The sequence below is a fragment of the Pseudoalteromonas sp. S4741 genome (assembly GCF_005886135.1).
GTDB lineage: Bacteria > Pseudomonadota > Gammaproteobacteria > Enterobacterales > Alteromonadaceae > Pseudoalteromonas > Pseudoalteromonas tetraodonis.
On sequence record NZ_PNCN01000023.1, the window covers coordinates 1 to 22,444 of the forward strand.

The 22,444-nt window shown below is 40.5% G+C and carries 23 protein-coding genes; 8 read left to right on the forward strand and 15 right to left on the reverse strand.

The window, feature by feature from the left end; genetic code table 11:
* Positions 1–454: 454 nt before the first annotated feature.
* Positions 455–1,411: a mechanosensitive ion channel family protein gene (locus CWC30_RS03975; protein WP_036980137.1), complete on the reverse strand. Its 957-nt coding sequence runs from the start codon at positions 1,409–1,411 to the stop codon at positions 455–457.
* Between the two features lie 104 nt (positions 1,412–1,515).
* Positions 1,516–2,295, reverse strand: a complete 780-nt coding sequence (gene yaaA / locus CWC30_RS03980; protein ID WP_138626495.1) for a peroxide stress protein YaaA — start codon at positions 2,293–2,295, stop codon at positions 1,516–1,518.
* A gap of 218 nt (positions 2,296–2,513) precedes the next feature.
* Between yaaA and tal the strand changes: the two genes are divergently transcribed.
* On the forward strand, positions 2,514–3,464 hold the full coding sequence (tal, locus tag CWC30_RS03985; protein ID WP_138626496.1) for a transaldolase: 951 nt from the start codon (positions 2,514–2,516) through the stop codon (positions 3,462–3,464).
* Positions 3,465–3,691: 227 nt separating this feature from the next.
* On the forward strand, positions 3,692–3,880 hold the full coding sequence (locus CWC30_RS03990) for a DUF3545 family protein (protein ID WP_008467780.1): 189 nt from the start codon (positions 3,692–3,694) through the stop codon (positions 3,878–3,880).
* A gap of 59 nt (positions 3,881–3,939) precedes the next feature.
* Here the strand turns inward: CWC30_RS03990 and ung are convergent, their stop codons facing one another.
* The 8 genes from ung to CWC30_RS04030 form a co-directional block, all read right to left on the reverse strand.
* A complete protein-coding gene (gene ung / locus CWC30_RS03995) occupies positions 3,940–4,602 on the reverse strand; it encodes a uracil-DNA glycosylase (RefSeq protein WP_138626497.1) in 663 nt (220 codons plus the stop codon).
* A complete protein-coding gene (locus tag CWC30_RS04000) occupies positions 4,599–5,447 on the reverse strand; it encodes a cobalamin-binding protein (protein WP_069439877.1) in 849 nt (282 codons plus the stop codon). Before CWC30_RS04000 ends, ung begins: the two co-directional genes overlap by 4 nt.
* The gene (gene cobO / locus CWC30_RS04005; RefSeq protein ID WP_028835663.1) at positions 5,447–6,046 is read right to left on the reverse strand and encodes a cob(I)yrinic acid a,c-diamide adenosyltransferase; all 600 of its coding nucleotides are present in this window, start codon (positions 6,044–6,046) and stop codon (positions 5,447–5,449) included. Before cobO ends, CWC30_RS04000 begins: the two co-directional genes overlap by 1 nt.
* A complete protein-coding gene (locus CWC30_RS04010; protein WP_138626498.1) occupies positions 6,039–7,520 on the reverse strand; it encodes a cobyric acid synthase in 1,482 nt (493 codons plus the stop codon). Before CWC30_RS04010 ends, cobO begins: the two co-directional genes overlap by 8 nt.
* On the reverse strand, positions 7,520–8,530 hold the full coding sequence (locus CWC30_RS04015; RefSeq protein ID WP_138626499.1) for a FecCD family ABC transporter permease: 1,011 nt from the start codon (positions 8,528–8,530) through the stop codon (positions 7,520–7,522). Before CWC30_RS04015 ends, CWC30_RS04010 begins: the two co-directional genes overlap by 1 nt.
* 1 nt (position 8,531) lies before the next feature.
* The gene (locus CWC30_RS04020) at positions 8,532–9,344 is read right to left on the reverse strand and encodes an ABC transporter ATP-binding protein (protein WP_138626500.1); all 813 of its coding nucleotides are present in this window, start codon (positions 9,342–9,344) and stop codon (positions 8,532–8,534) included.
* Between the two features lie 261 nt (positions 9,345–9,605).
* Entirely contained in the window at positions 9,606–10,538 is a 933-nt protein-coding gene (locus tag CWC30_RS04025; protein WP_036980150.1) for a porin, read from the reverse strand.
* A gap of 163 nt (positions 10,539–10,701) precedes the next feature.
* Positions 10,702–11,571 (reverse strand): LysR family transcriptional regulator, encoded by an 870-nt coding sequence (locus tag CWC30_RS04030; RefSeq protein ID WP_024600797.1) that lies wholly within the window; start codon positions 11,569–11,571, stop codon positions 10,702–10,704.
* An 89-nt stretch (positions 11,572–11,660) separates the two neighbouring features.
* Here CWC30_RS04030 and CWC30_RS04035 point away from each other — a divergent pair, with 89 nt between their 5' ends.
* Together CWC30_RS04035 and CWC30_RS04040 are read left to right on the forward strand one after the other, a co-directional pair.
* Positions 11,661–12,035 carry a MaoP family protein gene (locus CWC30_RS04035; protein ID WP_008110628.1) on the forward strand — a complete coding sequence of 125 codons (375 nt, stop codon included), beginning with the start codon at positions 11,661–11,663 and terminating at the stop codon, positions 12,033–12,035.
* Between the two features lie 86 nt (positions 12,036–12,121).
* Complete coding sequence (locus tag CWC30_RS04040) at positions 12,122–13,354, forward strand: response regulator (protein ID WP_138626501.1); 1,233 nt, start codon at positions 12,122–12,124, stop codon at positions 13,352–13,354.
* Positions 13,355–13,359: 5 nt separating this feature from the next.
* Here the strand turns inward: CWC30_RS04040 and rarD are convergent, their stop codons facing one another.
* Together rarD and CWC30_RS04050 are read right to left on the reverse strand one after the other, a co-directional pair.
* On the reverse strand, positions 13,360–14,280 hold the full coding sequence (gene rarD, locus CWC30_RS04045) for an EamA family transporter RarD (protein ID WP_138626502.1): 921 nt from the start codon (positions 14,278–14,280) through the stop codon (positions 13,360–13,362).
* Positions 14,281–14,331: 51 nt separating this feature from the next.
* Entirely contained in the window at positions 14,332–14,787 is a 456-nt protein-coding gene (locus CWC30_RS04050; RefSeq protein WP_028835656.1) for a thioesterase family protein, read from the reverse strand.
* 151 nt (positions 14,788–14,938) lie between these two features.
* On the opposite strand from CWC30_RS04050, the gene recQ reads away from it, so the two are divergent.
* The 4 genes from recQ (at position 14,939) to CWC30_RS04070 (ending at position 19,541) form a co-directional block, all read left to right on the forward strand.
* On the forward strand, positions 14,939–16,762 hold the full coding sequence (recQ, locus tag CWC30_RS04055; protein WP_028835655.1) for a DNA helicase RecQ: 1,824 nt from the start codon (positions 14,939–14,941) through the stop codon (positions 16,760–16,762).
* A 7-nt stretch (positions 16,763–16,769) separates the two neighbouring features.
* A complete protein-coding gene (locus CWC30_RS04060; protein WP_013465829.1) occupies positions 16,770–17,054 on the forward strand; it encodes a DUF3630 family protein in 285 nt (94 codons plus the stop codon).
* A 128-nt stretch (positions 17,055–17,182) separates the two neighbouring features.
* On the forward strand, positions 17,183–18,901 hold the full coding sequence (locus CWC30_RS04065) for a POTRA domain-containing protein (protein ID WP_138626503.1): 1,719 nt from the start codon (positions 17,183–17,185) through the stop codon (positions 18,899–18,901).
* Between the two features lie 64 nt (positions 18,902–18,965).
* Positions 18,966–19,541 (forward strand): mechanosensitive ion channel domain-containing protein, encoded by a 576-nt coding sequence (locus tag CWC30_RS04070; RefSeq protein WP_024600801.1) that lies wholly within the window; start codon positions 18,966–18,968, stop codon positions 19,539–19,541.
* Positions 19,542–19,639: 98 nt separating this feature from the next.
* Here the strand turns inward: CWC30_RS04070 and CWC30_RS04075 are convergent, their stop codons facing one another.
* The 3 genes from CWC30_RS04075 to CWC30_RS04085 all read right to left on the reverse strand — a co-directional run bounded on the left by CWC30_RS04075 (position 19,640) and on the right by CWC30_RS04085 (position 22,078).
* A complete protein-coding gene (locus CWC30_RS04075) occupies positions 19,640–20,698 on the reverse strand; it encodes a succinylglutamate desuccinylase/aspartoacylase family protein (RefSeq protein ID WP_036980155.1) in 1,059 nt (352 codons plus the stop codon).
* Positions 20,685–21,590 (reverse strand): 30S ribosomal protein S6--L-glutamate ligase, encoded by a 906-nt coding sequence (gene rimK / locus CWC30_RS04080; RefSeq protein WP_008110610.1) that lies wholly within the window; start codon positions 21,588–21,590, stop codon positions 20,685–20,687. The genes CWC30_RS04075 and rimK overlap by 14 nt, the downstream gene beginning before the upstream one ends.
* 65 nt (positions 21,591–21,655) lie before the next feature.
* On the reverse strand, positions 21,656–22,078 hold the full coding sequence (locus CWC30_RS04085) for an ATP-dependent zinc protease family protein (RefSeq protein WP_008110607.1): 423 nt from the start codon (positions 22,076–22,078) through the stop codon (positions 21,656–21,658).
* Between the last annotated feature and the right edge of the window lie 366 nt (positions 22,079–22,444).

Here is a 22,444-nt window from a genome sequence, read left to right on the forward strand (position 1 = left end):
TACTTCTAGGTGATCTTTAAATTTTCGTTTTCTGCGTTATTTGGACTATACAACTAAAAATGTGAGGGACTTCTTGTGGCTGTTGTTCTTTCAAGGTTGAATTTGCAGCAGTCTGTTTGGTATTTAGCCAAAGGTTCTGCCCAGGGACATTTACTCTTTGTTGTCTATATGAATGGTGGTAAGGAGTGTGAGCTGGACACGGAAGCTTTGCTCGGTTTTTACTTATTCTTACATGGATGTAAGCCAGTAGAATAAAGCAGGAGCAGTTATCGAGCCCACTAGTCAACAAACCTCGCGTCGCGATTAAATAGCTCTTAGTTTGAACTAATTTTAATCCGCAAAGGTCAACAGACCCTTATATTATTTATTATAAATAGCGCGTTTTACTTTGTAAAAACGCGCTGATAGTCAGTAACTATTTCCCAATGCTTTTACCTTCGGGGTTTTAAATTATTTACTCACCTTGGCTTGCATCAGTATTATTGTCACCCTCTTTATTTGCTGACTGCAGATTTATTTTATCACTTATCATGGCATCGAGTTTTTCACCGCCCTTAATACCAAAATCCAACGTACGAATAGGAAACGGAATACTAATATCAGCGGCATCGAGTGCTTGCTTAACGGCCACAACTCCTTTGTGACGCACTGTCATAAAATCAGGCTCACCAGGGTATTTGATCCAAAACCACACCAACAAGTTTATACTGCTATCACCAAAGCCTTCGGCATAAACAGCGGTTTCATTTTTGCGGATCACAAAGTCAAATTGGTTAATTTTGTCGACGATGACCTCACTGGCTTTTTCTATGTCGTCAGCGTAAGAAATACCCACCGGCACTTCGATTCGTCTTACCCCTAAGGTACTGTAATTACGCAGTACATTTCTAAATAGTATTTTATTAGGTACCAGTATCAATTGCCCGTAAAAGCTCTCTATTAGTGTGTTGCGCAAGTTTATTGAGTGTACCGAACCAAACACATTATCGGTTTCTATGACATCACCCGCTTTAAACGGTTTACGAATTCCCATGGCAATACCCGCTATCAGGTTTTCGGTCATATCTTGAAAAGCAAAACCAATGGCAAGACCAACAATACCGGCACCAGCAAGCAGAGAAGTGACGGTACTTTTTAAGCCCATAAAATCAAGGGCAATAAATACCCCCACACTCAGTACAATAACTTTAAATATTGAGGCCATTAAATCGGCAATTTGCGTAGAGTCGAGCGAGCGACGTAAAACATTTTTCATTCCTTTGCCTGCCAAACGGGCAATAAATGAAAATATAATGGCAATAATTACTGCAACGATAAAGTTTGGGATATGACTTATAACTACATCAAACCAACCGCCAAGCTTTTCTTCTATCAACTTTTCGGCTTCTGTAATTGAGGGAATTGAGAGCATTTATTTTATACCTAGTTAGGGTTAGTAATTTAAGGCCTGCAAAAATAACGCCAGTATAAAAAAGCCATGCAATGCATGGCTTATTAAATACTTTAAACGATGAGTTAGTTTTGCTCTTCGCGTAAAAATACCGGTTCAAGTTCTTTGGTGGTTGCCTCTGGGCTAAAGTAATAGCCGGCCACAGTAAACTCTTTGAGTTGGCTTAATTGAGTCACTTGATTTTCAATGATGTAGCGTGCCATCATGCCGCGCGCTTTTTTAGCGTAAAAGCTAATCACTTTATATTGGCCGTTTTTACAGTCTTTAAAGTGTGGTGTAATAATGTGTGCGTTAAGCGTTTTTTTATCTACTGCTTTAAAGTATTCGTTAGAAGCTAGATTTACTAAGTATTGTGCATCTTGTGCCGCTAATACGTCGTTAAGTTTATTAGCAATAATACTGCCCCAAAACTCATATAAGTTTTTACCCCGGCTATTTTCAAGTTTTGTACCCATTTCTAAGCGATAAGCCTGCATTAGATCAAGCGGCTTTAATACTCCGTATAATCCCGAAAGTATACGTAAATGGTCTTGAGCGTAATCAAGCTGCTCAGTAGTGAGGGTATTAGCATCTAACCCGCCGTATACATCGCCGTTAAAGGCAAGCACGGCCTGTTTAGCATTATTAGTAGTGAATGGTTGTGCCCACTCACTAAAACGCACTGCGTTGAGGCCTGCGAGTTTATCGCTAATTTTCATTAAACTACCAATTTGCGCAGGAGTTAGTTCACGGCATACTTTCATGAGCGCTTCGCTGTGCTCAAGTAATTCAGGTTGAGTGAACTTATCTGTTGCTGGTGGCGTGTCGTAATCAAGATTCTTTGCTGGTGAAATAACAGTGATCATAGTTAGCTATTGACTTGTAAATTATTTAATGTCAATTTCAACATTAAATGAAACGAAAAGCACGTTTTGTTTAAAATTATCCTACCTAAAACTCAACCGTTACCGTTTTTTTATTGATAAGGACATAAGACCTATCAAGCATTATCACACTGTTGCAGTATAGCTATATTAAGGTAGTTTAGATTTTCTTTTAACTTGCTTGGAATGAGGAAAAGCAAATGACTAGCGCTCTACAAAGGCTTAAACAACATTCTTCTATCGTGGCCGACACGGGCGATATAGAAGCCATAAAAAAATATCAACCTGAAGATGCGACTACCAATCCATCGCTACTTTTAAAAGCGAGCGAGATTGAAGCTTACAAACCTTATCTGGATAAAGCATGGCAGTATGCAAAAGAAACAGAGCAGCAGCCTGCAAAACAGCTAGAGCTAGCTTGTGATTATTTTGCAGTATTACTTGGTAAAGAAATCAGTGAAATTGTACCGGGTTATATTTCTACCGAAGTTGATGCACGTTTGTCATTTGATACCCAAGCAACAATTAATAAAGCACACACGCTATTGAGCCTTTACGAAAAAGAAGGCGTAAGCAAAGACAAAATTTTAATTAAAATAGCGTCAACGTGGGAAGGTATTAAAGCGGCTGAGCAATTAGAAAAAGAAGGCACTAAGTGTAACCTTACTTTATTATTCAGCGATGCCCAAGCGCGCGCTTGTGCTGATGCAAACGTATTTTTAATCTCTCCATTTGTTGGCCGTATTTTAGATTGGCACGTGGCAAACGGTATGGAAAAACCAACCGATCCGCTTCAAGATCCGGGTGTGCAATCTGTACGTAGCATTTTTGAGTTTTACAAACGTCACGACTACAAAACCGTAGTTATGGGCGCAAGCTTTCGTAATACCGGTGAAATTATTGCACTTACAGGATGCGATAAGCTAACAATTAGCCCTAATCTTTTAGAAGATTTGGGTAATTTAGAAGGTGCTGAAGAATACTTGCTAGCAAGTGATATTGCTAAAGAGCCAAAACCTGAGCCACTTAGCGAAACACAGTTCCGTTGGTTACATAACCAAGATGCCATGGCGACTGAAAAACTCGCTGAAGGTATTCGCTCATTTGCAGATGCACAGGAACAATTAGAAGCACGCTTTAAAGCGATGTAGCTAACCGCTGTTTTAAGAGTTTAAAAACGTCGCTTATTGCGGCGTTTTTTTATACCTACAATTTTATTTTAAATACTCGCCTTGTCCCCCTTTAATTGCTGTTCTCATTGTTCTTCATCAAAATACCACCCGTTAGTAATAGTTTCGTCACATTTATATTCTATTTTATTAATAGCTGTGGTATTGATACTGCCGAGGTTCAAAAAGTGGTCAATAGGAGATAATCAATGGATAGCCTAAACGAAATAATAGAGATATTAGAAGGTTCTGATACATCGAAAAAAACCTCTCAAAAAAATAAAAAAAGAAAATGGCGCGAAATAGAAGCAATAAAAGATAAGCAACGTTTGCGCAAAGAACTACAGGAGCTTGACTATTTTGCAGATAGTGTTGCTATTGATGAGTTAGAATTTTAACCAACATAAGCAACTAAAAAGGCTTTCATTAATGAAAGCCTTTTTTAATGCCTATTACCCTATACCTGCCAATTAATGGGCTGCGCCCCTTGCGCTATTAACAGTTCATTGGTTTTGGAAAAGTGCTGGCAACCAAAAAAGCCGCGATGCGCTGAAAGCGGCGAAGGATGAGGCCCTGCCAATACATGATGGCGCTGGCGATCAATACTTTTACCTTTTTTTTGTGCATGTGCGCCCCATAAAATAAACACCACACCTTGGCAGTGCTCATTTATATGAGAAATCACGTTATCGGTAAATTGCTCCCAACCTAAGTGTTTATGGGAATGGGCTTGCCCTTGCTCTACAGTTAATACTGTATTGAGCAAAAATACACCTTGCTCTGCCCAGCCTTGTAAATAGCCGTGTTCTGGCGTGGTAAAGCCATTAATATCAGTTACTAACTCTTTATAAATGTTTTTAAGCGAAGGCGGGAGCTTTTTAACCTCAGGCAATACTGAAAAACACAAACCATGCGCTTGCCCTTCTCCATGGTAAGGGTCTTGACCTAATATAACCACTTTAATGTCGCTAAGTGGAGTTGCATCAAATGCGCTAAACACCTGTGATTTTGGCGGATATACTGCAGTGCCTTCGCCTCGTTTATTCGCAATATACTCAAGGGTTTGCTGCATATATGTTTGGTTAAGTTCATGGTTTAAAAAAGATGACCAGTTGCTCATAATTGACTCTTAATAAATTCTCTAGATATATCTACTTTGTCACACATCTGCGCTAATCCATCCAACATTCTGGGGGTAAACCGATGTAATAAATCAGCATTGACGCTAATAAATTGCTCATACTTTACCGCAGGGATTTCAGGCCATTGCTGCCAATTTACCGTAGGCATTACCCTTTTTGATTTTTCATCAGGAATAATAATAACTTGTGGCTTAGTAACTATCACATTTTCGATGCTAATTTGTGGGTAATCTGTGTCGCTGTTTGCAAATACATTGGTTACTTGGCAAGTTTCGATTAACTGATTGATCCATGTATTTTTTGATACAGTCATCATAGGCTCAGGCCACAACTGATAAAACCCAGTAAGCGTGGTTTTATCTTTCTGTGTAACTTTAATTGCGTTGAGTTTGGCCGTAAATGTCTCAGCTACTTGTTTACTTTGCTCAATATGACCCGTTAATTGACCTAGTTTTAGTATTTCCGAGGCAACCCCTTCAATAAAACGTGGATCACTTAAATATAATTCAATTCCTAAACGCTTTATTTGTGCTAAATCTTCGGCCTGATTACCATTTTTCCACGCAATTACCATGTCAGGTTTTAGCATGAGTAACTTTTCAATAGAAATACCATTGTAGCCACCAATACGCTCAATTTTAGTCGCCTCTTGCGGATAATCTGCGTAATCCAGCGTGCCCACTATTAAATCACCCGCCCCAATAGCATATAAATTTTCAACTATGTGTGGTGCTAAAGCCACTATACGAAGCGGCTTGTCAGCTAGGGCTTGAGGTACATTAACAGCAAACAATAACAGCCAAAAAACAATACGCTTTAACATTAGTAATCAAAGCCTTTCAATGCTTTTACGCCCGACTCAAACGCATGTTTTACATTACGTACTTCACTTACCGTATCGGCAAGCTCTATTAAGGTGCGATGCGCAGCACGACCAGTAATAATTACCGATTGCATAGGCGGTCTATTATTTACAGCAACAACCACTTCTTCAAGGTCGATATAACCATAGGTCACCATATAGGTGAGTTCATCGAGTAGTACCACATCGATACTGCTGTCGCTTAGCATCCGCTTTGACTCTTGCCATGTTGCTTGCGCTGCCGCGGTATCGGCCTCTTTATTTTGCGTATCCCACGTAAACCCGGTGTTCATAACAGCAAATTCAACCCCAGCACCTTGCAGTAAATTACGCTCACCACACTCCCATGTGCCTTTAATAAACTGACATACCGCAGCTTTTTTACCGTGCCCAACACAGCGTGCAACCACGCCAAAACCAGAAGTCGATTTGCCTTTACCGTTACCAGTAATAACCTGAAAAATGCCTTTTTCTCGTTGCGCTGCGGCTACTCGCGCGTCAACCTGTTCTTTTACTTTTTGTTGGCGCTGTTGGTGCTTGTCGTTAGTTGATTCAGTCATTGTTATGTCCTTGATAAATTTTAATAATTTGTTCAATATTTAAATGCGCTTTACACATATCAGCTAGGCGTTCTAATTGGCGTTCACGATGCTCATTTATACTAATCGCACTAATTGCACTTTCTGGTTTCACCCACTTTAACAGCTGCTCTGTGGCTGCAGGGCTATCAAACAAGCCATGTAAATAGGTACCAGCAATGGCATTATCGTCACTCACAAAACCATCGGTTTTAAAGTCATTGGGGTGTTTTTTAAAGCGAATGAGTGGCTTGTAGAGCGCCTTACCTTGACTAATACCTGCATGTATTTCGTAGCCATCACATGCAACCTGTTGCTCATTTAAATTAAGCACTGCGCTCACTCGGCTTAACACTTTTTGCTCACCCAATAGGGTATCAAAATCGCTAAGCGCTAAACCCGCCACTTGCCCCAACGATGACTCTACCCTATTTGGATCACTGATAGTATTGCCCAGCATTTGCATACCACCGCAAATACCCAATACTTTGCCACCATAACGTAGATGGCGCTTAATTTGCTGATCCCAGCTTTCATTTTTTAAAAACGCGAGATCGCTGAGTACATTTTTACTGCCAGGTACAATAATTAAATCAACAGCAGGAATTGCTTGTGTATGGCGCACATAGGTTATATTTATATTCGGGTGTAATCGCAGAGCATCAAAATCGGTATGGTTACTAATATGTGGCACTAACAGTACAGCAATATTTATACTGGCATCGGTCACATTATTATCTATGGCCACAGCATCTTCTGCATCAAGTGCTAAATCGTGCAAGTAAGGTAATACCCCTAATACAGGTTTACCGGTGTACTCCTCGAGCCAATCTAGCCCACCTTGTAATAAACTAATATCACCACGAAAACGGTTAATCACAAAGCCTTTTACCCGTGCTTGCTCAGACTCGCTTAATAACGCCAAAGTCCCGACTAAGTGCGCAAATACTCCTCCTTTATCAATATCGGCAATAATAATAACAGGGCAATCCACTTGCTCGGCGTAACCCATATTTGCAATATCGTTTGCGCGTAAATTAATTTCGGCTGGGCTGCCAGCCCCTTCTACCAGTAATAAATCAAAGCGTTTAGCTAAACGCTTATGCGAGGTTAATACTGCATCCATAGCCACTTTTTTGTAGTCATGGTAAGCATCGGCTTCCATATTGCTGATAGCTCTACCATGAATAATAACTTGTGCGCCGGTATCACTATTGGGTTTGAGTAATATAGGGTTAAAGTCGATTTCAGGTTCAACTTTTGCGGCTATGGCTTGTAATGCTTGGGCTCTGCCAATTTCGCCACCATCGTGCGTTACGGCACTATTGAGCGCCATATTTTGTGGTTTAAACGGTGCAACATTAACCCCTTGGTTAGCAAACACTCTGCAAAGTGCTGCCACTAAGGTGCTTTTACCCGCATCGGAGGTGGTACCTTGTACCATTAATGTTTTCATTATTTACCCACCAGCTGGCGCTTACGAAAATACAAGATACTTAAAAAGAATAGACTACCAATGGCCGCCGTGATCACCCCTATTGGCAGCTCTTGGTTAGCGAGTAATGAACGTGCCAGTACATCGACCCATACCATAAATATACCCCCGACTAATCCGGTCATTAACAATCCAACACTACTGCCTTGAGAGATAAAAAAGCGCACTATGTGCGGCACCATTAAGCCAACAAAGCCAATTCCGCCACACATAGCAACCAATACGGCAGTGATCAATGAGCTTAAAATAAGCATTAAAACTCGAAAGCGATGCACCCGAACACCAAGCGTTGTTGCGCTTTCATCACCTAACAACATGGCATTAAGTTGACGTCTAAAACCTAACATAATGACTGTACATGTAATGATGACCAAGGCAGGTAATAACAGTGACGGCCATTGCGCCCTAGCAAAACTTCCCAAAGTCCAAAATAAAATAGCCGCGACGGCCTGCGGATCGCTCCAATAAAGTAACAAACTGGTAAAGGCGCTAAATAAAAATGATAAGGCCACCCCAGCCAATAACATCGACTCAACTTGGGCGTTGCGTTGACTGCCAGCAATTAAAATTAATAACCCCATTGCTACTAAACTGCCAATTAAGGCTGCTGCTGATAGCGCAATGCCTGCGCCTATTCCAACAAAAGCCATTAATACTACGACTCCTAATGATGCTCCCGACGAAATACCAAACAAATAAGGGTCAGCCAATGGATTACGAGTAACTGTTTGTAATATCAATCCAGCAATCGCTAAACCGCTGCCGGCCAAAAAAGCCAGTAACGTACGTGGCATTCTTAATTCAATAATAATGCGGCTGGTAAATGAGGCCTCGCTTGAAAAAGTTAAGCTATGGTATACATCTGCGAGCGAGGTAGGGGCAGCACCAAAGCTCAATGCCACAAATAAACTAAATACAGCGCATAACAGTGCAATAATTAACGCCACACCATGGTTAGACATAATCGCCATGTTATTGGTATCCATAATAATAGGTAATATGGGGAATAGACTCACCATTGGACGCCGTTTGAGGGTGAGTATTAACTTGCGCGCAAACACCAAAAACCTCATCAAGCATTTGCTCGGTAATCACCTTATTAGGCTTTCCCGCGCTAGCGATTTCTCCGTTTTTAATAACCACTAACTCATCGCACATAGCTGCCGCTAAATTTAAATCATGAAATGAAGCAAACACAGTAATGCCCAAAGATTTAGCCAGCTCCATTAATTGAATTTGATATTTAACGTCAAGGTGGCTTGTGGGTTCATCCATAATGAGTAGCTGTGGTTGCTGCACAATCGCTCTGGCAATAAGCGCTCGTTGCTTTTCACCGCCAGATAGTGAGTCAAATGACTGATTGCAATGAGATTCAAGCCCAACACGACTAATAGCCTGCGCTATTTTTTGTTTATCTGCTTGGGTGGTCGAGCTAAATAGCGTTTTATGCGGGGTAAGCCCTAGAGCTACAACATCGAATAACGAGAGATTAAATTGCGACGGTGTTTCTTGTAGCACTACCGCAACTTGCTTGGCATAGTCTTCGCTTTTTAGCTGCCAAATATCGGTATCGTTAAATTTAATGTCGCCTGCTGATGGCTGATTAAATCGATATAAGCACCGCAGTAAACTCGACTTTCCTGCCCCATTAGGGCCGATTAAACCAATAAATTTACCACGCTCAATGCTCACATTAATGTGCTTAAGAATTAATGTATTGTCCACTCGCCAAGAAACGTTGTTAACGGTTAAAAGCGGTAAGTTTAAAGAGGTGTGAGTGTGCAAAAAATTATCCTAGGCAGGGAAACACCCACACTCAGTACTAATATGTACCAAAAAGAAAATGAGTTAACCCGCTCGTTATATGAAGTTTTAAGGCATTTGTATTTGACTTACAGTAAAACTGATCACAATTACGGGAATAGTTGAGGAGTCCCACCTCATTCCAAATGCTTGGCTATTATGCGCAGATACGTAAATAATTTAAAGCAAAAAAACCGCACTCAACTGAGTGCGGTTAAAAGGGAGTGTTTTAACTAGGTTTAGTTAAAACTTATATTCCATACCTAAACCTAGGTAATCTTGGTCAACGTTGTTGTCCATATCAAAGCTTGAGTAAAAACCAAATATTTTAAGGTTTTTGTTTAGCTTATGGTCAACACCTACCGATATCGCGCTTTTATCATCGCTGTCATCAAAATCCATTGTTTGGTATTGCATTTTGAAAGTGTTGCTACCCATAAGGTAAGCTGCATTCACTAAGTAACCGTCAGCCTCAGCGCTGCCATCTACTTTTTCTTGTGTTTGGTACATAGCGCCAACTCTAAAATCTTCAATTTTACCTTGAACTGTTGCACGCACTACATCGTAACCATTGACTTCGCTATCAGCAGCAATGGCAGCATATACTGCGCTCTTTTTAAGTGCTGAGTCACCGTAGGTCACTGCCATTGAATAACCGTTATCTGCATCTACATCGTCTTCGGCAATAAATGTAGCAAGTACTTTAAAGCCTTCGTAGCTTTTAGATGTATAAGTGATCGAATCACCTAAGCGGTTTTCACCTTTAAAAACATTTTTAATATCGCCTTCAAGGTCATTAAATAAATCTAACTTACCTTGTGATTGTTTAAGCGCTGTATCGTTACGACCCACAACAACTTGACCATAGGCACCTTTTAAACCTACATACTGGTTACGTGCAGAAATATTGTCGTCATTATCACCTTTCGAGTCAGCATCAGATACATCAACTTGAAACTCAAACTTATAAACTGCTTCTAATCCATCAGTAATCTTTTCAGATCCTTTTAGGCCAAAGCGAGATGCATTACTTTTAATTTCAGTGAAAGACCCTTCACCATCATCAGATGATTGAACGGTTACATTTGCTTTACCGTAAATATCTACCTCTGCAAGTGCATTAAAAGATAAACCACTAAGTAGGGCTAAGCATAAGCTCGATTTTGCAAATTTCATGTTATTTCCTCGATAATCACAAGAGACTAATTTTTAAAACAGCGGCAGTGTGTCACTACTAAATGACAAAAATATTACAAAGGACACATTTTTGTCTTTTTAAGTTAATAAAACTGCATTAAATCTGAAATCAAAATAACATGTAAAATAAACTGCCTACTGACTACCTACTTTGTTTCAATAAACTCGGTGTCATTCGCGACAGCAAATTAACCAAGGTTTCTATCAAGTCTTTCTGTTCGTTATCTCTATGATAGGCAACAAATACATCTCTTGAAGTATTTTCTACCCCTTTAACATGAAAAAGTTCGCCTTTTTCTAAATGATCTTTAACTAATACCTGTGGAATAAACGCACTGCCGCCACATTGCAGTATTAAATCAAGCGCAATTCGTCCTGTACTGGTTCTAAAATAAGGCGGTGTTTTACCGGTAAACTGACGCGCATGCCAAAGAGAAAACGTGGTTCCCCAATCAACATACACATATTGATTATCAAAAAAGTTATCACTGGTTGCCGTATCGTAACCACTCACCGGAATAATAGGCAGTTCACAAATACGTTCAACCACAAGTTCATCAACTTTAGGGGGATCAAACAAAATGGCTAAATCAAGTGTGCGCTCCAACAATAAGCGAGTACTTTCTTGTTGCGCCTTCACTTCTGCCACCAGCGATACACCAGGCATAGCCGATACAATATTTGTAATACCAAACTGTAAAAATGCATCCCAAATATTAGGCGTACCTGCTAAACTAATTTGCTTATGCATATTATCTGCAAGTGCAACATCCACTTTGGCTCTTTGCATCCCGGTAATAATCATTTGCGCATGCGGTAACAAACGCTCACCTGGGGCGGTGAGTTGAATATTATTACGCTGACGAATAAATAAATTTACGCCTAAGCCCTGCTCTAATTGGCGAATTCTAAAACTCACCGCAGACTGCGTTATGTATAGGTTTTCTGCCGCTTTACCAAAATGGCGAGTACGCACCACTTCAACAAATGTTTTTAATAAATCTATGTCCAATTTTTTATCCTCACGATAAAAATTTTTTGTTTAAAAAAATAGCGATTATGTCCCATACTCCAGCTAATAATTGGTATGAGGGTACAGCTATGAGCAATGATATTTCACTACTTCGTCAAGCATTCGTAAGTCAACGTCAATTTTATGATGACCAAAACTTTCCACGCGGATTTAGCCGCAGCGGACACTTTACCCTGTTAGAGGCAAGTATTTTAGAACAGCATGGTGTTGTTTTAAAAAGCCTGTATAACAAAACAGTTGAGCCACAAAACGAACATCAGCAACAATTTGTAAATGCTGTCAGTGGCATAATAGAGCCAAGTAACCCAATTGAGCGAGCATGGGTTAAATATTTAAAGTTAACAACCTGCAAAACAAAATTCCATACATTATTTGGACGCTCAAAAATTTCAGGGCCAACACCAATAAGCCAAGATTATTATTCTGAGGCAGACAATCTATAAGTCACTACAATAGTTGCTTTTTGGCGTTTTAGCAGTTACAACTTGTATAAGCAAACACTTTTGCAAAATTTAAACAAGGCTGTTACGTGACGCACAGAATACTTATTGTTGAAGACACTCCGACTATTGCGCGAGTGCAAAAGCATATCGCGCAAAAAGTCGGCTACGAGGTTGATATTGCTCAATCGTTGGCTGAGACTAAAGAGCTAATAAGTAAGCACCATTATTTTTGCGCAGTGGTCGACTTCATATTACCTGACGCGCCACAAGGTGAAGCGGTTCCATGTACCATTGCTGCAGATATTCCTACCATAGTGATGACAGGCAATATCGATAAGCATACCCGTGATACCGTTGAAAAATACCCCATTATTGATTACATCATTAAAGGCAATAAACAAGCCTATGAGTATTTAGAGAAGCAGCTTTACCGCCTACCCCGTAATAAGCATGTAAAAGTATTGGTTGTTGATGACTCTGCGTCAACACGCCAATACATATGTAGTTTATTAACACGTCACAAATATCAAATATTACAAGCAGCCGATGGCCTAGAGGCGCTTAAAGAGCTTGAAAGCACCCCCGATATTTCTGTGATTATTACCGACAAAGAAATGCCTAATATGGGCGGTATTGAGCTATGTAATGAAATTAGACGCATTTATAGTAATGACGAAAAAGCCATAATTGGTATTTCAGGTATCACTTCGTCTAATTTATCTGCCTTATTTTTAAAAAATGGAGCAAATGACTATTTATACAAACCATTTAACAGTGAAGAATTTTACTGCCGGTTAAGCCAAAACGTCGATATGCTAGAGCATATCGAAACTATAAAACGACAAGCCAATACAGATTACTTAACTAAACTCCCTAATCGTCGTTACTTTTTTGAAGAGGCTAACAAGTCATTAAAGCAGTTTAAAAAAGCAAAAGCACCAGCCATGTTAGCTATGCTTGATATTGACCATTTTAAAGCTATTAATGATACCTATGGCCATGATGCCGGAGATGAAGTGCTTAAAGGGCTGGCTGTATGCTTTAATAAATATTTTGAAAACCAATTGGTTGCCCGTTTAGGCGGAGAAGAATTTGCGGTATTTTTTACTGAACTGACCGAGCAAGAAGCACTAAAACGACTAGAAAGTTTTCGATTATTTATTGAGCTTAATAGCCATGAGTTTAGCCAAGCACAAATCAAGTTTACGCTGTCGATAGGCTTCAGCCACAGTGAAACCTATCAAATTGACGAACTATTAAAACAAGCCGACTTAAAGCTCTACAAAGCCAAAGAGTCGGGGCGTAATAAAGTGGTTTAGTTTAACTAAACCACACCTGAGGCGACAATGGCTGCTTTTCTGCGTTTACGCGACTGATGATATGAATCCCAACTAAAAATAGCCAGTGCACTCCAAATACACGCAAAGGTAATTACACGCTCAGCATCAAACACTTCACCATAAAACACCACTGCTAAAATAAACATTAAGCTAGGCCCTATGTACTGAAAAAAACCAAGCGTAGTGTATTGCAATCGCTTAGCCGCGCCGGTAAAACACAGCAATGGCAGTGTAGTCACTATACCTGCACTTACTAATAGCGCATTAGTTAGCCAATCATTCGCTGGTAAATTAGACGTTTCAGTCGGCACCATTAACCACCAATAGGTCAGTGCCACCGGTAATAATATTAATGCCTCAATTAAAATCCCAGGCAGGGCATCAACCTGTAGTTTTTTACGTAATAGGCCATATAACGCAAAAGAAGTCGCTAACGAAAATGCCACAACCGGAAATGAACCAAAACTAATTAACTGTAATAAAACACCTATAAAAGCCAAGGCAACAGCAGCTCCTTGCAACTTACGTAACCGCTCGTTTAAAAACACCATACCAAGTAATACATTTAACAAAGGATTGATATAGTAGCCTAAGCTGGCATCTAGCATGTGGTTGTTATTAATAGCCCATATAAACAACCCCCAGTTAAACCCCAATAAGGTCGAGGTAACAACTAGCATCAGAATTAATTTAGGTTGGATTAAAATGCGTTTAATTTTATTCCAGTAGTTGAGCATACTCACCACCAAAATAAGAAACATCACTGACCAAATAACACGATGCATTAAAATTTCAAATGCTGATACATGTTGGATCATCTTAAAATAAATGGGTGCTAGGCCCCACATAAAAAAGGCGAGGCAGGCAAAAATGGCGCCCTTTCGCTGCTCGGTATCAATCGACATAGTAACCACTTGATGATTTAAAAGGCCGTAAGTTTAACCCCCTCTCACTTTTTAGCCAACTAAATACGTGCCCGTTCCAAACGCTATTTGTACCGACTGCTCGTTATGTAACTCCATTCGGCACACGCACACTTTATTTCCTGAGCGAATAAGTGTGGCGCTGGCAATAAATACCTCCCCTTTACCTGGGCGTAAATAATCAGTACGTAAATCTATAGTGCCCAGTGTGGCTAACTTTTTATGCACACTGGGTAAGTCGGCATCGTCTAGTTTTCCTATTACACTTGCTGCAGCAAGCATTCCGCCTACATTGTCGAGCACCGCAGAAATCACTCCACCGTGAAGAATCTTTTGCGCCGGATTACCAATTAATACGTCTTGCCAAGGAAATGATATTTTAGCTTGTTCAGTACTAAGTGACTCTACTGCTATTTTTAAAAACTGGTTAAAGGGCATGTTATTAACAAACAGCGCCCCTACTTGATCGATCAACATTTCTTTATTCATTATTATTCTCTATGTTTTCAGTGGTACGATGAGTAAAGCACAGCTTGAGGCTATTGTAACCCCCTGCAGATTTTAGTTTATCACTACAGATGTGTGTACCAAGTAATGAAAGCTAAAGACATCCTGGTAAAAAACCACTAAAATAGCGCCGATGAATACACTAACTCCTTCTCCTAATACGCTTGTGCGTAAACCCGAAACTGTACTCAAACAAGTGTTTGGTTACAGTGAATTTCGCGACGGTCAAAGTGCAGTAATTGATGCCGCCATTAATGGCCAAGATTCATTAGTATTACTGCCCACCGGTGGTGGTAAATCGGTGTGTTACCAAATACCCGCGCTGGTATTAGAGGGAGTCACCATTGTTATTTCTCCGCTGATCTCTTTAATGCAAGATCAAGTCACCCAGTTACAAGCACTGGGAGTTAAGGCCGCTTATGTCAATAACAGCCTAGCTCGCGAAGAACAACAATTAGTGTATCAGCAATTGCATCAAGGGCTGATAAAGCTACTTTATGTAGCTCCTGAAAAAGTGCTACAACGCGACTTTTTAGAGCGGCTCTCTCATTTGAATGTTAGCTTGTTTGCTATTGATGAAGCACACTGTGTTTCTCATTGGGGTCACGATTTTAGACCGCATTATTTTCGTTTAAATGAGCTTAAACAACGCTTTGCACATGTGCCTATGATGGCACTCACTGCCACTGCCGATAAAGCGACTCGCTTTGATATTGTTGAGCAACTCAAGCTACAACAGCCCTACATTCATACCGGCAGTTTTGATCGCCCTAATATTCGTTACACCATAGAAGAAAAATTTAAACCTATGGTGCAATTACTGCGTTATTTAAAAGAGCAAAAAAATCAAAGTGGTATTATTTATTGCACCAGTCGTAAACGTGTTGATGATATAGCTGAAAAGCTTGCTGATGCAGGCCTTAATGCTGCCGCTTACCATGCGGGAATGAGTAACGAGCAACGTCAGTTTGTGCAAACCGGGTTTGCCCGTGACGATATTCAAATTGTGGTTGCCACCGTTGCCTTTGGTATGGGAATTAACAAGCCTAACGTACGCTTTGTTCTGCATTACGACATTCCAAAAAGTATTGAAGCTTATTACCAAGAAACAGGCCGTGCTGGACGAGATGGGCTTGCTGCAGAGGCCATCATGTATTTTGACCCTGCCGATATAGGTCGGGTTAGACGCTTTTTTGAAGATATTGACGATGAACAACGCCGCCGCGTAGAAGAGCAGCGCTTTAATGCCATGGCCAGCTTTGCCGAAGCACAAACGTGTCGCCGTCAAATATTATTGAACTACTTTAGTGAGTACCAACGCGAGCCCTGTGGTAACTGTGACATTTGCTTAAATCCACCTAAAAGTTTTGATGGCACATTGGTCGCACAGCAAGCACTTTCGTGTGTGTATCGCGCACAGCAACGATTTGGGTTAGGTTACATTGTAGAATTATTACGTGGCGCGAATACTAGCCGCATTCGTGATAACAACCACCATGAACTCAGCACCTATGGCATAGGTAAAGATAAAAGCAGTGAGTTTTGGCTCAGTATTTTACGCCAACTTATTCATCAAGGGCTATTAAGCCAAGATATAACCCAAGGCGCTTCATTGCGTTTAACTGAAGCTGCACGCGCTATTTTAAAAGGTGAATATGCACTGCAATTGGCCGAGCCTCGCTTACAAGCTAAACACGTTTATCAGGATAAGTTAGCGCAGTTTAATTACGATAAAAAACTATTCGCTCGCCTGCGTGCATTGCGTAAAGAGTTAGCCGATGCCGATGATGTGCCGCCTTATGTAGTCTTTAACGATAAAACGCTAGCCGAAATGGCGCAGCTTATGCCCACTAACGACAGTGAATTTTTAAAAGTGTCGGGGGTTGGTTTTACTAAATTAAACAAGTATGGCGGTGAGTTTTTAACCGCAATTCGACATTACCTAGCAACGCAATAAGCCCCTTATGACCGAACTTGAATACGATCACACACATCAATGTATTATTGTTAAACCGACAGAGCTGCCGCACGATGAAGACTTTGAATTGTGGGGAACGTTATTTTTGCACAGCGATGAAATTAGCATTAATGAGTATGCCGCTGGGGCAGATCGTCATCAACTGCGTTTTAACTATGCTAACCACACGTTTAATTTAAATTTTGAGCATTATAGCCAAAGTGTGTGGATTAATGGTGAAGGGCAAGATGCCGACAACCTATTGGCAGCGTTAACATTTTATTTAACTTAAATGCATAGCTAATACCTTATAATCGCTATAAAAATAAAACTAAATCTGTCTTTTACTTACATATCAATAACAATGATGTAAGCTAAGAGTAAGTGTTTTATTTTGCAAAATAGCGCTAAAGAGGGTCAATGTTAAATAGAAAATGGATTGCACGTAGTTGTTTTAGCCTTTCTATTTCGAGTATGTTTATGCTCAGCGTTTGTGCGCAAGAAGCGCCACTAGCCCAAAGCTGCCCTAGTGACGACTCATCACAAACTCATGAAAATAATTTGCGTCGTCAAATTACATCTCAAACTCCAACACTCACAGCACAAAGTAACACTAAAATTGCCTCCATCACTTTGCAACAGCTTAATGTATTTAATACTGAACTAGAGGCTGAAAACAATGCATTATTTCGTTTTGCCAATCGGGCACACATACAAACCGAGCCTGAGGTAATTAAGAGTATTTTACTGTTTAAGTCGGGCGATACCTTTAATCCAAAAACGCTGGCCGAATCTGAGCGGTTACTGAGAAAACAAAGTTATTTATATGATGCACAAATTATTGCTGACGAAAATTGTGATGGAAATATTGATGTAACCGTGGTGACTCGCGATTTGTGGACTTTACTGCCCGAACTTAGCTTTAGCCGCAGTGGTGGCGAAAATAAATCAAGTATCGGCTTTCGCGAGTCTAACTTATTTGGTTGGGGCAAACGGTTATCGTTTGCACGTAAAACAAACAGTGACCGAAATGGTTATTTATTTGTTTACGATGATCCTAATATCTTATCAACTCGCTACCGAGGGCGTTTAGAGTATGCCGACAACAGCGACGGCAAAAGTCATTTAGTTGAACTAACCTACCCGTTTTATGCCATCGATACGCCCTATAGTTATGGCGCCCTGAGTTACTCAACCCAACGAGAAGAAGCCTTATACATCAGAGGTGAAAAGTTTAGTGAGTTTGAACAAAAAACCGACCTAAACCAGGTATTTTTTGGCCACTCTAAAGCCCTTAGTCATAACTGGACCCAGCGCTTGAGCCTTGGTTATATTGATGAGCAACACACTTTCAAAGCGATTGATTCTACCACTACAGCAGTGGCTGAAAACAGAAGCTTAAGTTACCCCTACATCAGCGGCCATTGGTTTGAAGATAACTTTATAAAAGTACGTAACTTTGACAGTATTTATCGTACTGAGGATTTAAATTTAGGCTGGAATATCAAAGCCACCCTGGGCTACTCCGATGAATCAATAAGTAACGACGATAGCCGCGCTGTGTACTCGTTTAATTTTAACAAAGCCCATTTTAGCACTAACCATACCCTTTGGCGTTTTCATGCAGATATTCAAGGCTATTGGAATAACGAGAAAAAACAGCTCGAAAACTTGCTCACTACTAGCCAAATTCAATATTATTTAAATACCAGTATTGATCAATCTTGGTATGTAAAAGCAAGGCTGCAATACGCAAAAAACCTCACTAATGATAAACAGCTCACCCTAGGGGGCGAAACTGGACTTCGTGGCTATCCTATGGAATTTCAACATGGGGATCGGAGTTTTTTAGTCAGTTTAGAAAAGCGCTATTACTGGGAATATGACTTACTACAGCTGTTTAAAGTGGGAGGGGCGGCCTTTTTAGATATCGGTCGAGCTTGGTATAACAGCGACTCGAACACTCAGTATCAAGTTGAGAACACCCCAGTGCTAAAAAATGTGGGCTTAGGTTTGCGCCTTGCGCCAAGTCGCGCCAATGCGGGTACCATGATCCACCTTGATATAGCCGCGCCACTAAATAAATATGATGATGTTGACTCGGTACAGTGGCTACTGAGCGTTAAAAATTCTTTTTAAATCACTACTGCGCACAAAGTTAACGCGTTACACTTTGCGCCTATCATTATTGTGAGAATACGTTTTGGAATTAATCTCTCTTTTAGAGCTTGTGGGCACACAATATAAGCTAATCGTAACCGTGATTGCGCTGTTGAGCTTTCCGTTATTGTTAAAGCTCACTAAAAAGTTACTCGAAAAAGCCATTAGAGGTAAAATCGATTTACACCGAAAATACCGAGCAGAGTTACTATTAAAAATAATACTCGCCTTTGTTATGTTGTGTTTAGTGTTAGTTTTTTGGGGAATAGAGCTGCGTGGTTTACTGGTATTAGGCTCTTCTTTATTTGCCATGTTAGGTGTTGCGCTGTTTGCGGCTTGGTCATTATTGAGCAACTTAACTGCTTTTTTACTGATGTTTATTCAAAATGACTGCCGTGTAGGTTATTGGGTGAGAATTGTGGATGGAGCTAACGCCATTGAAGGGCGTATTATTGAAATGGGGCTGATGAATGTCTTACTCGAACACGTTGATGGTCACAGAGTGATTTACCCTAATAACTTATTTGTTACCCGCCCGGTGTTAGTGCTTAATACGGAGCCTAAACCAACAAAAGCGCCTAAAATCAAACGCATTATTGGCCCTAAACCGCGTAGCTAAACAACACCTATTAAAAAACCGCGTTAGCTTAAAACTAAGGCGGTTTTTTATATCTACAGATAGAGTCATACCAACTCACTTAATTGAGCAAATTGGTATTAATTATTTAGTTCAGCCGTTTTCAGCTCATCATCTAAATCATTTATCTCATCAATAAACGTTTCTAACTGCTGCTCTACCAAGCTATTTGCATGTGCAAAATAAGCAATATGGAATACGGCATCGCCTTCATTTACCAGTGGCATAGTTTGCTGGCCAATAATAATACCGCTTCGAGGAGCAAGGAGTTCAAGTTCTGAATCGCCAAGCGGACTGCTAATATAAGCAAGCACTTGGCTTTTCATTACTCGCTCACCTAACGATACTTGCGCTCTTACTATGCCGTCTACTTCTGCACGCACCCAACTAGTGGAACTTGCAATCACAGGATCAGGCAGTTTTTTAGGACGTTTACCGCGTATCATTTTTAAATGTCGCATAACATAATCAACCCCTTGCACGCCTGCAGCAATCGCAATAGGGTCAAAGCGCAGTGCTTCACCCGCCTCATAAGTAATAACAGGTATACCTAAATTAGCGGCTTCACTACGCAGCGAGCCATTACGTAATGACGCATCTATAACCGCAGGCGTACCAAAGGCTTTAGCCATTTGCGCTGTTGCTTCATCGGCTAAATTAGCGCGAATTTGCGGTAAGTTAGTACGGTGAATCGCCCCCGTATGCAAATCAATAATATGCGTACAATGCACAGCTACTTGGTTAAAAAACATATACGCCATACGACCTGCTAATGAACCACGCTCAGACCCCGGAAAACTTCGGTTCATATCACGGCGATCGGGCAAATAACGCGATTTATGAATAAAACCAAATACATTCACAATCGGGACCGCTATTAATGTACCACGCAGCTGATTAGGGTCGATTTTAGCCAGTAACTGGCGCACAACCTCAACCCCATTTAGTTCGTCGCCGTGTATAGCCGCACACACCATCAATACAGGGCCTTCCATTACACCGTTAACCACTTCAATAGGAATATTAAGCGGTGAATGGGTGTAAAGCTTTGCAGCCTCTAGCGCGAGTGTTTTACGTTCACCTACACCAATACTTTCACCTAATAGGGTGAAAGGTCGGTTAATTTTAACCTTTGCCACGAGTTGCCGTTCCTTTACTTGCAGCATTTTTCTCGATGAAATCAATCACCATGCCCGCAATATCTTTACCTGTTGCCACTTCAATCCCTTCAAGACCTGGCGATGAATTTACTTCCATAACCAAAGGACCACGAGATGAGCGAAGTAAGTCAACGCCAGCAACGTTTAAGCCCATTGCTTTTGCCGCTGCTACCGCTGTTTTACGCTCTTCTGGCGTAATACGCACCAGTGTAGCGCTACCACCACGGTGAAGGTTTGAGCGGAACTCGCCTTCCTGTGCTTGGCGTTTCATTGCAGCAATCACTTTATCTCCGAGTACAAAGCAACGAATATCCGCACCACCCGCTTCTTTAATATATTCTTGTACCATGATATTGGCTTTTAAACCCATAAACGCTTCAATAACACTTTCAGCCGCTTTACGTGTTTCAGCAAGTACCACACCAATACCTTGAGTACCCTCAAGTAGCTTAATAACGACCGGTGCGCCACCTACCATTTCGAGTAAGTCTTTTACGTCATCTGGCTTGCTAGCAAAGCCTGTTACCGGCATGCCTACGCCTTTGCGTGATAATAATTGTAGAGAACGTAATTTATCGCGCGAACGAGAAATAGCCACAGACTCATTGACCGGATAAACCCCCATCATTTCAAACTGGCGTAATACAGAACAGCCATAAAAAGTAACTGATGCGCCAATACGCGGAACAATGGCATCAAAATCTTTTAGGTTTTCGCCGCGGTAATGGATTTCAGGTTGATCTGAGTTTATATTCATATAACAACGTAGCGCGTTAATCACTTTTACTTCATGACCACGTTGCTCAGCCGCTTCAATTAAACGACGCGTTGAATATAAATTTTTGTTGCGAGATAAAATACCAATTTTCATAGTTAAAACCTTAACTAAATTATGTTGAGCAAGCACATATAAGTATGTTGCTACTCAACGAATTCTTATAATAAATGTGATAAAGCCGGATCAACGACTATACGATTTTCCATAGCTGTGCGCCCTAATAACATTCTAAACTTCATTGACGCACGACTTGTTAATGTAATTTCTATTGGCCAACTAAATTCGCCAGCATGTAGTGTAGTTTCAATAAAGTAACGCAGTTCTTTTTGGCCACTAGAGCTGGTAACGTACTTCATTTTTTTAACTTTGGCATTGCAGGTAATTTGCGTTTGCTCGTCTTCTTGCAATGGTTGGGCTATAAATTTAACCCATTTTTCGCCTTCCACTTCATATTCTTCAATATTAATTGCATGAATACAGGAAGTACGTGCACCGGTATCTATTTTTGCTTTAATTTGCTCGATGCCCAGCTCGGGTAAACTCAACCACTCACGCCAACCAACTGTTATTTTTGTCGTCATAAATGTGCCCTTAGTAAAAAAAGTGTTTTATACGCTACAGCAAATAAAACACCAACAAAATAAATTCATCTACTCGATAAGCCGATTTGATTGACCTTTTAAGTTAACTCGTTTAACAATGCAGTTCTTACGTATGCATTTAACCATAGGCTAAAACATAAGTTTTTGTTGCTAAACTCAGTTTAACATATACAAAGTAAAGCTAAATTTTATTTAACTAGGGTCTGTGGACCTTTACGAATTAATATTTGTTCAAACTAGGGGCAATTTAATCGCGGCGCGAGGTTTGTAACCTAGTGGGCTCGATAACTGCTCCTGCGTTATTCTACTGGCTTACATCCATGTAAGAATAAGTCAAAGCCGAGC

Coding starts and splice junctions, on each gene's coding strand:
- CWC30_RS03975 (WP_036980137.1), bottom strand. CDS start 1,411: ATGCTCTCAATTCCCTCAATTACAGAAGCCGAAAAGTTGATAGAAGAA.
- yaaA (WP_138626495.1), bottom strand. CDS start 2,295: ATGATCACTGTTATTTCACCAGCAAAGAATCTTGATTACGACACGCCA.
- tal (WP_138626496.1), top strand. CDS start 2,514: ATGACTAGCGCTCTACAAAGGCTTAAACAACATTCTTCTATCGTGGCC.
- CWC30_RS03990 (WP_008467780.1), top strand. CDS start 3,692: ATGGATAGCCTAAACGAAATAATAGAGATATTAGAAGGTTCTGATACA.
- ung (WP_138626497.1), bottom strand. CDS start 4,602: ATGAGCAACTGGTCATCTTTTTTAAACCATGAACTTAACCAAACATAT.
- CWC30_RS04000 (WP_069439877.1), bottom strand. CDS start 5,447: ATGTTAAAGCGTATTGTTTTTTGGCTGTTATTGTTTGCTGTTAATGTA.
- cobO (WP_028835663.1), bottom strand. CDS start 6,046: ATGACTGAATCAACTAACGACAAGCACCAACAGCGCCAACAAAAAGTA.
- CWC30_RS04010 (WP_138626498.1), bottom strand. CDS start 7,520: ATGAAAACATTAATGGTACAAGGTACCACCTCCGATGCGGGTAAAAGC.
- CWC30_RS04015 (WP_138626499.1), bottom strand. CDS start 8,530: ATGGCGATTATGTCTAACCATGGTGTGGCGTTAATTATTGCACTGTTA.
- CWC30_RS04025 (WP_036980150.1), bottom strand. CDS start 10,538: ATGAAATTTGCAAAATCGAGCTTATGCTTAGCCCTACTTAGTGGTTTA.
- CWC30_RS04035 (WP_008110628.1), top strand. CDS start 11,661: ATGAGCAATGATATTTCACTACTTCGTCAAGCATTCGTAAGTCAACGT.
- rarD (WP_138626502.1), bottom strand. CDS start 14,280: ATGTCGATTGATACCGAGCAGCGAAAGGGCGCCATTTTTGCCTGCCTC.
- CWC30_RS04050 (WP_028835656.1), bottom strand. CDS start 14,787: ATGAATAAAGAAATGTTGATCGATCAAGTAGGGGCGCTGTTTGTTAAT.
- recQ (WP_028835655.1), top strand. CDS start 14,939: ATGAATACACTAACTCCTTCTCCTAATACGCTTGTGCGTAAACCCGAA.
- CWC30_RS04060 (WP_013465829.1), top strand. CDS start 16,770: ATGACCGAACTTGAATACGATCACACACATCAATGTATTATTGTTAAA.
- CWC30_RS04065 (WP_138626503.1), top strand. CDS start 17,183: ATGTTAAATAGAAAATGGATTGCACGTAGTTGTTTTAGCCTTTCTATT.
- rimK (WP_008110610.1), bottom strand. CDS start 21,590: ATGAAAATTGGTATTTTATCTCGCAACAAAAATTTATATTCAACGCGT.
- CWC30_RS04085 (WP_008110607.1), bottom strand. CDS start 22,078: ATGACGACAAAAATAACAGTTGGTTGGCGTGAGTGGTTGAGTTTACCC.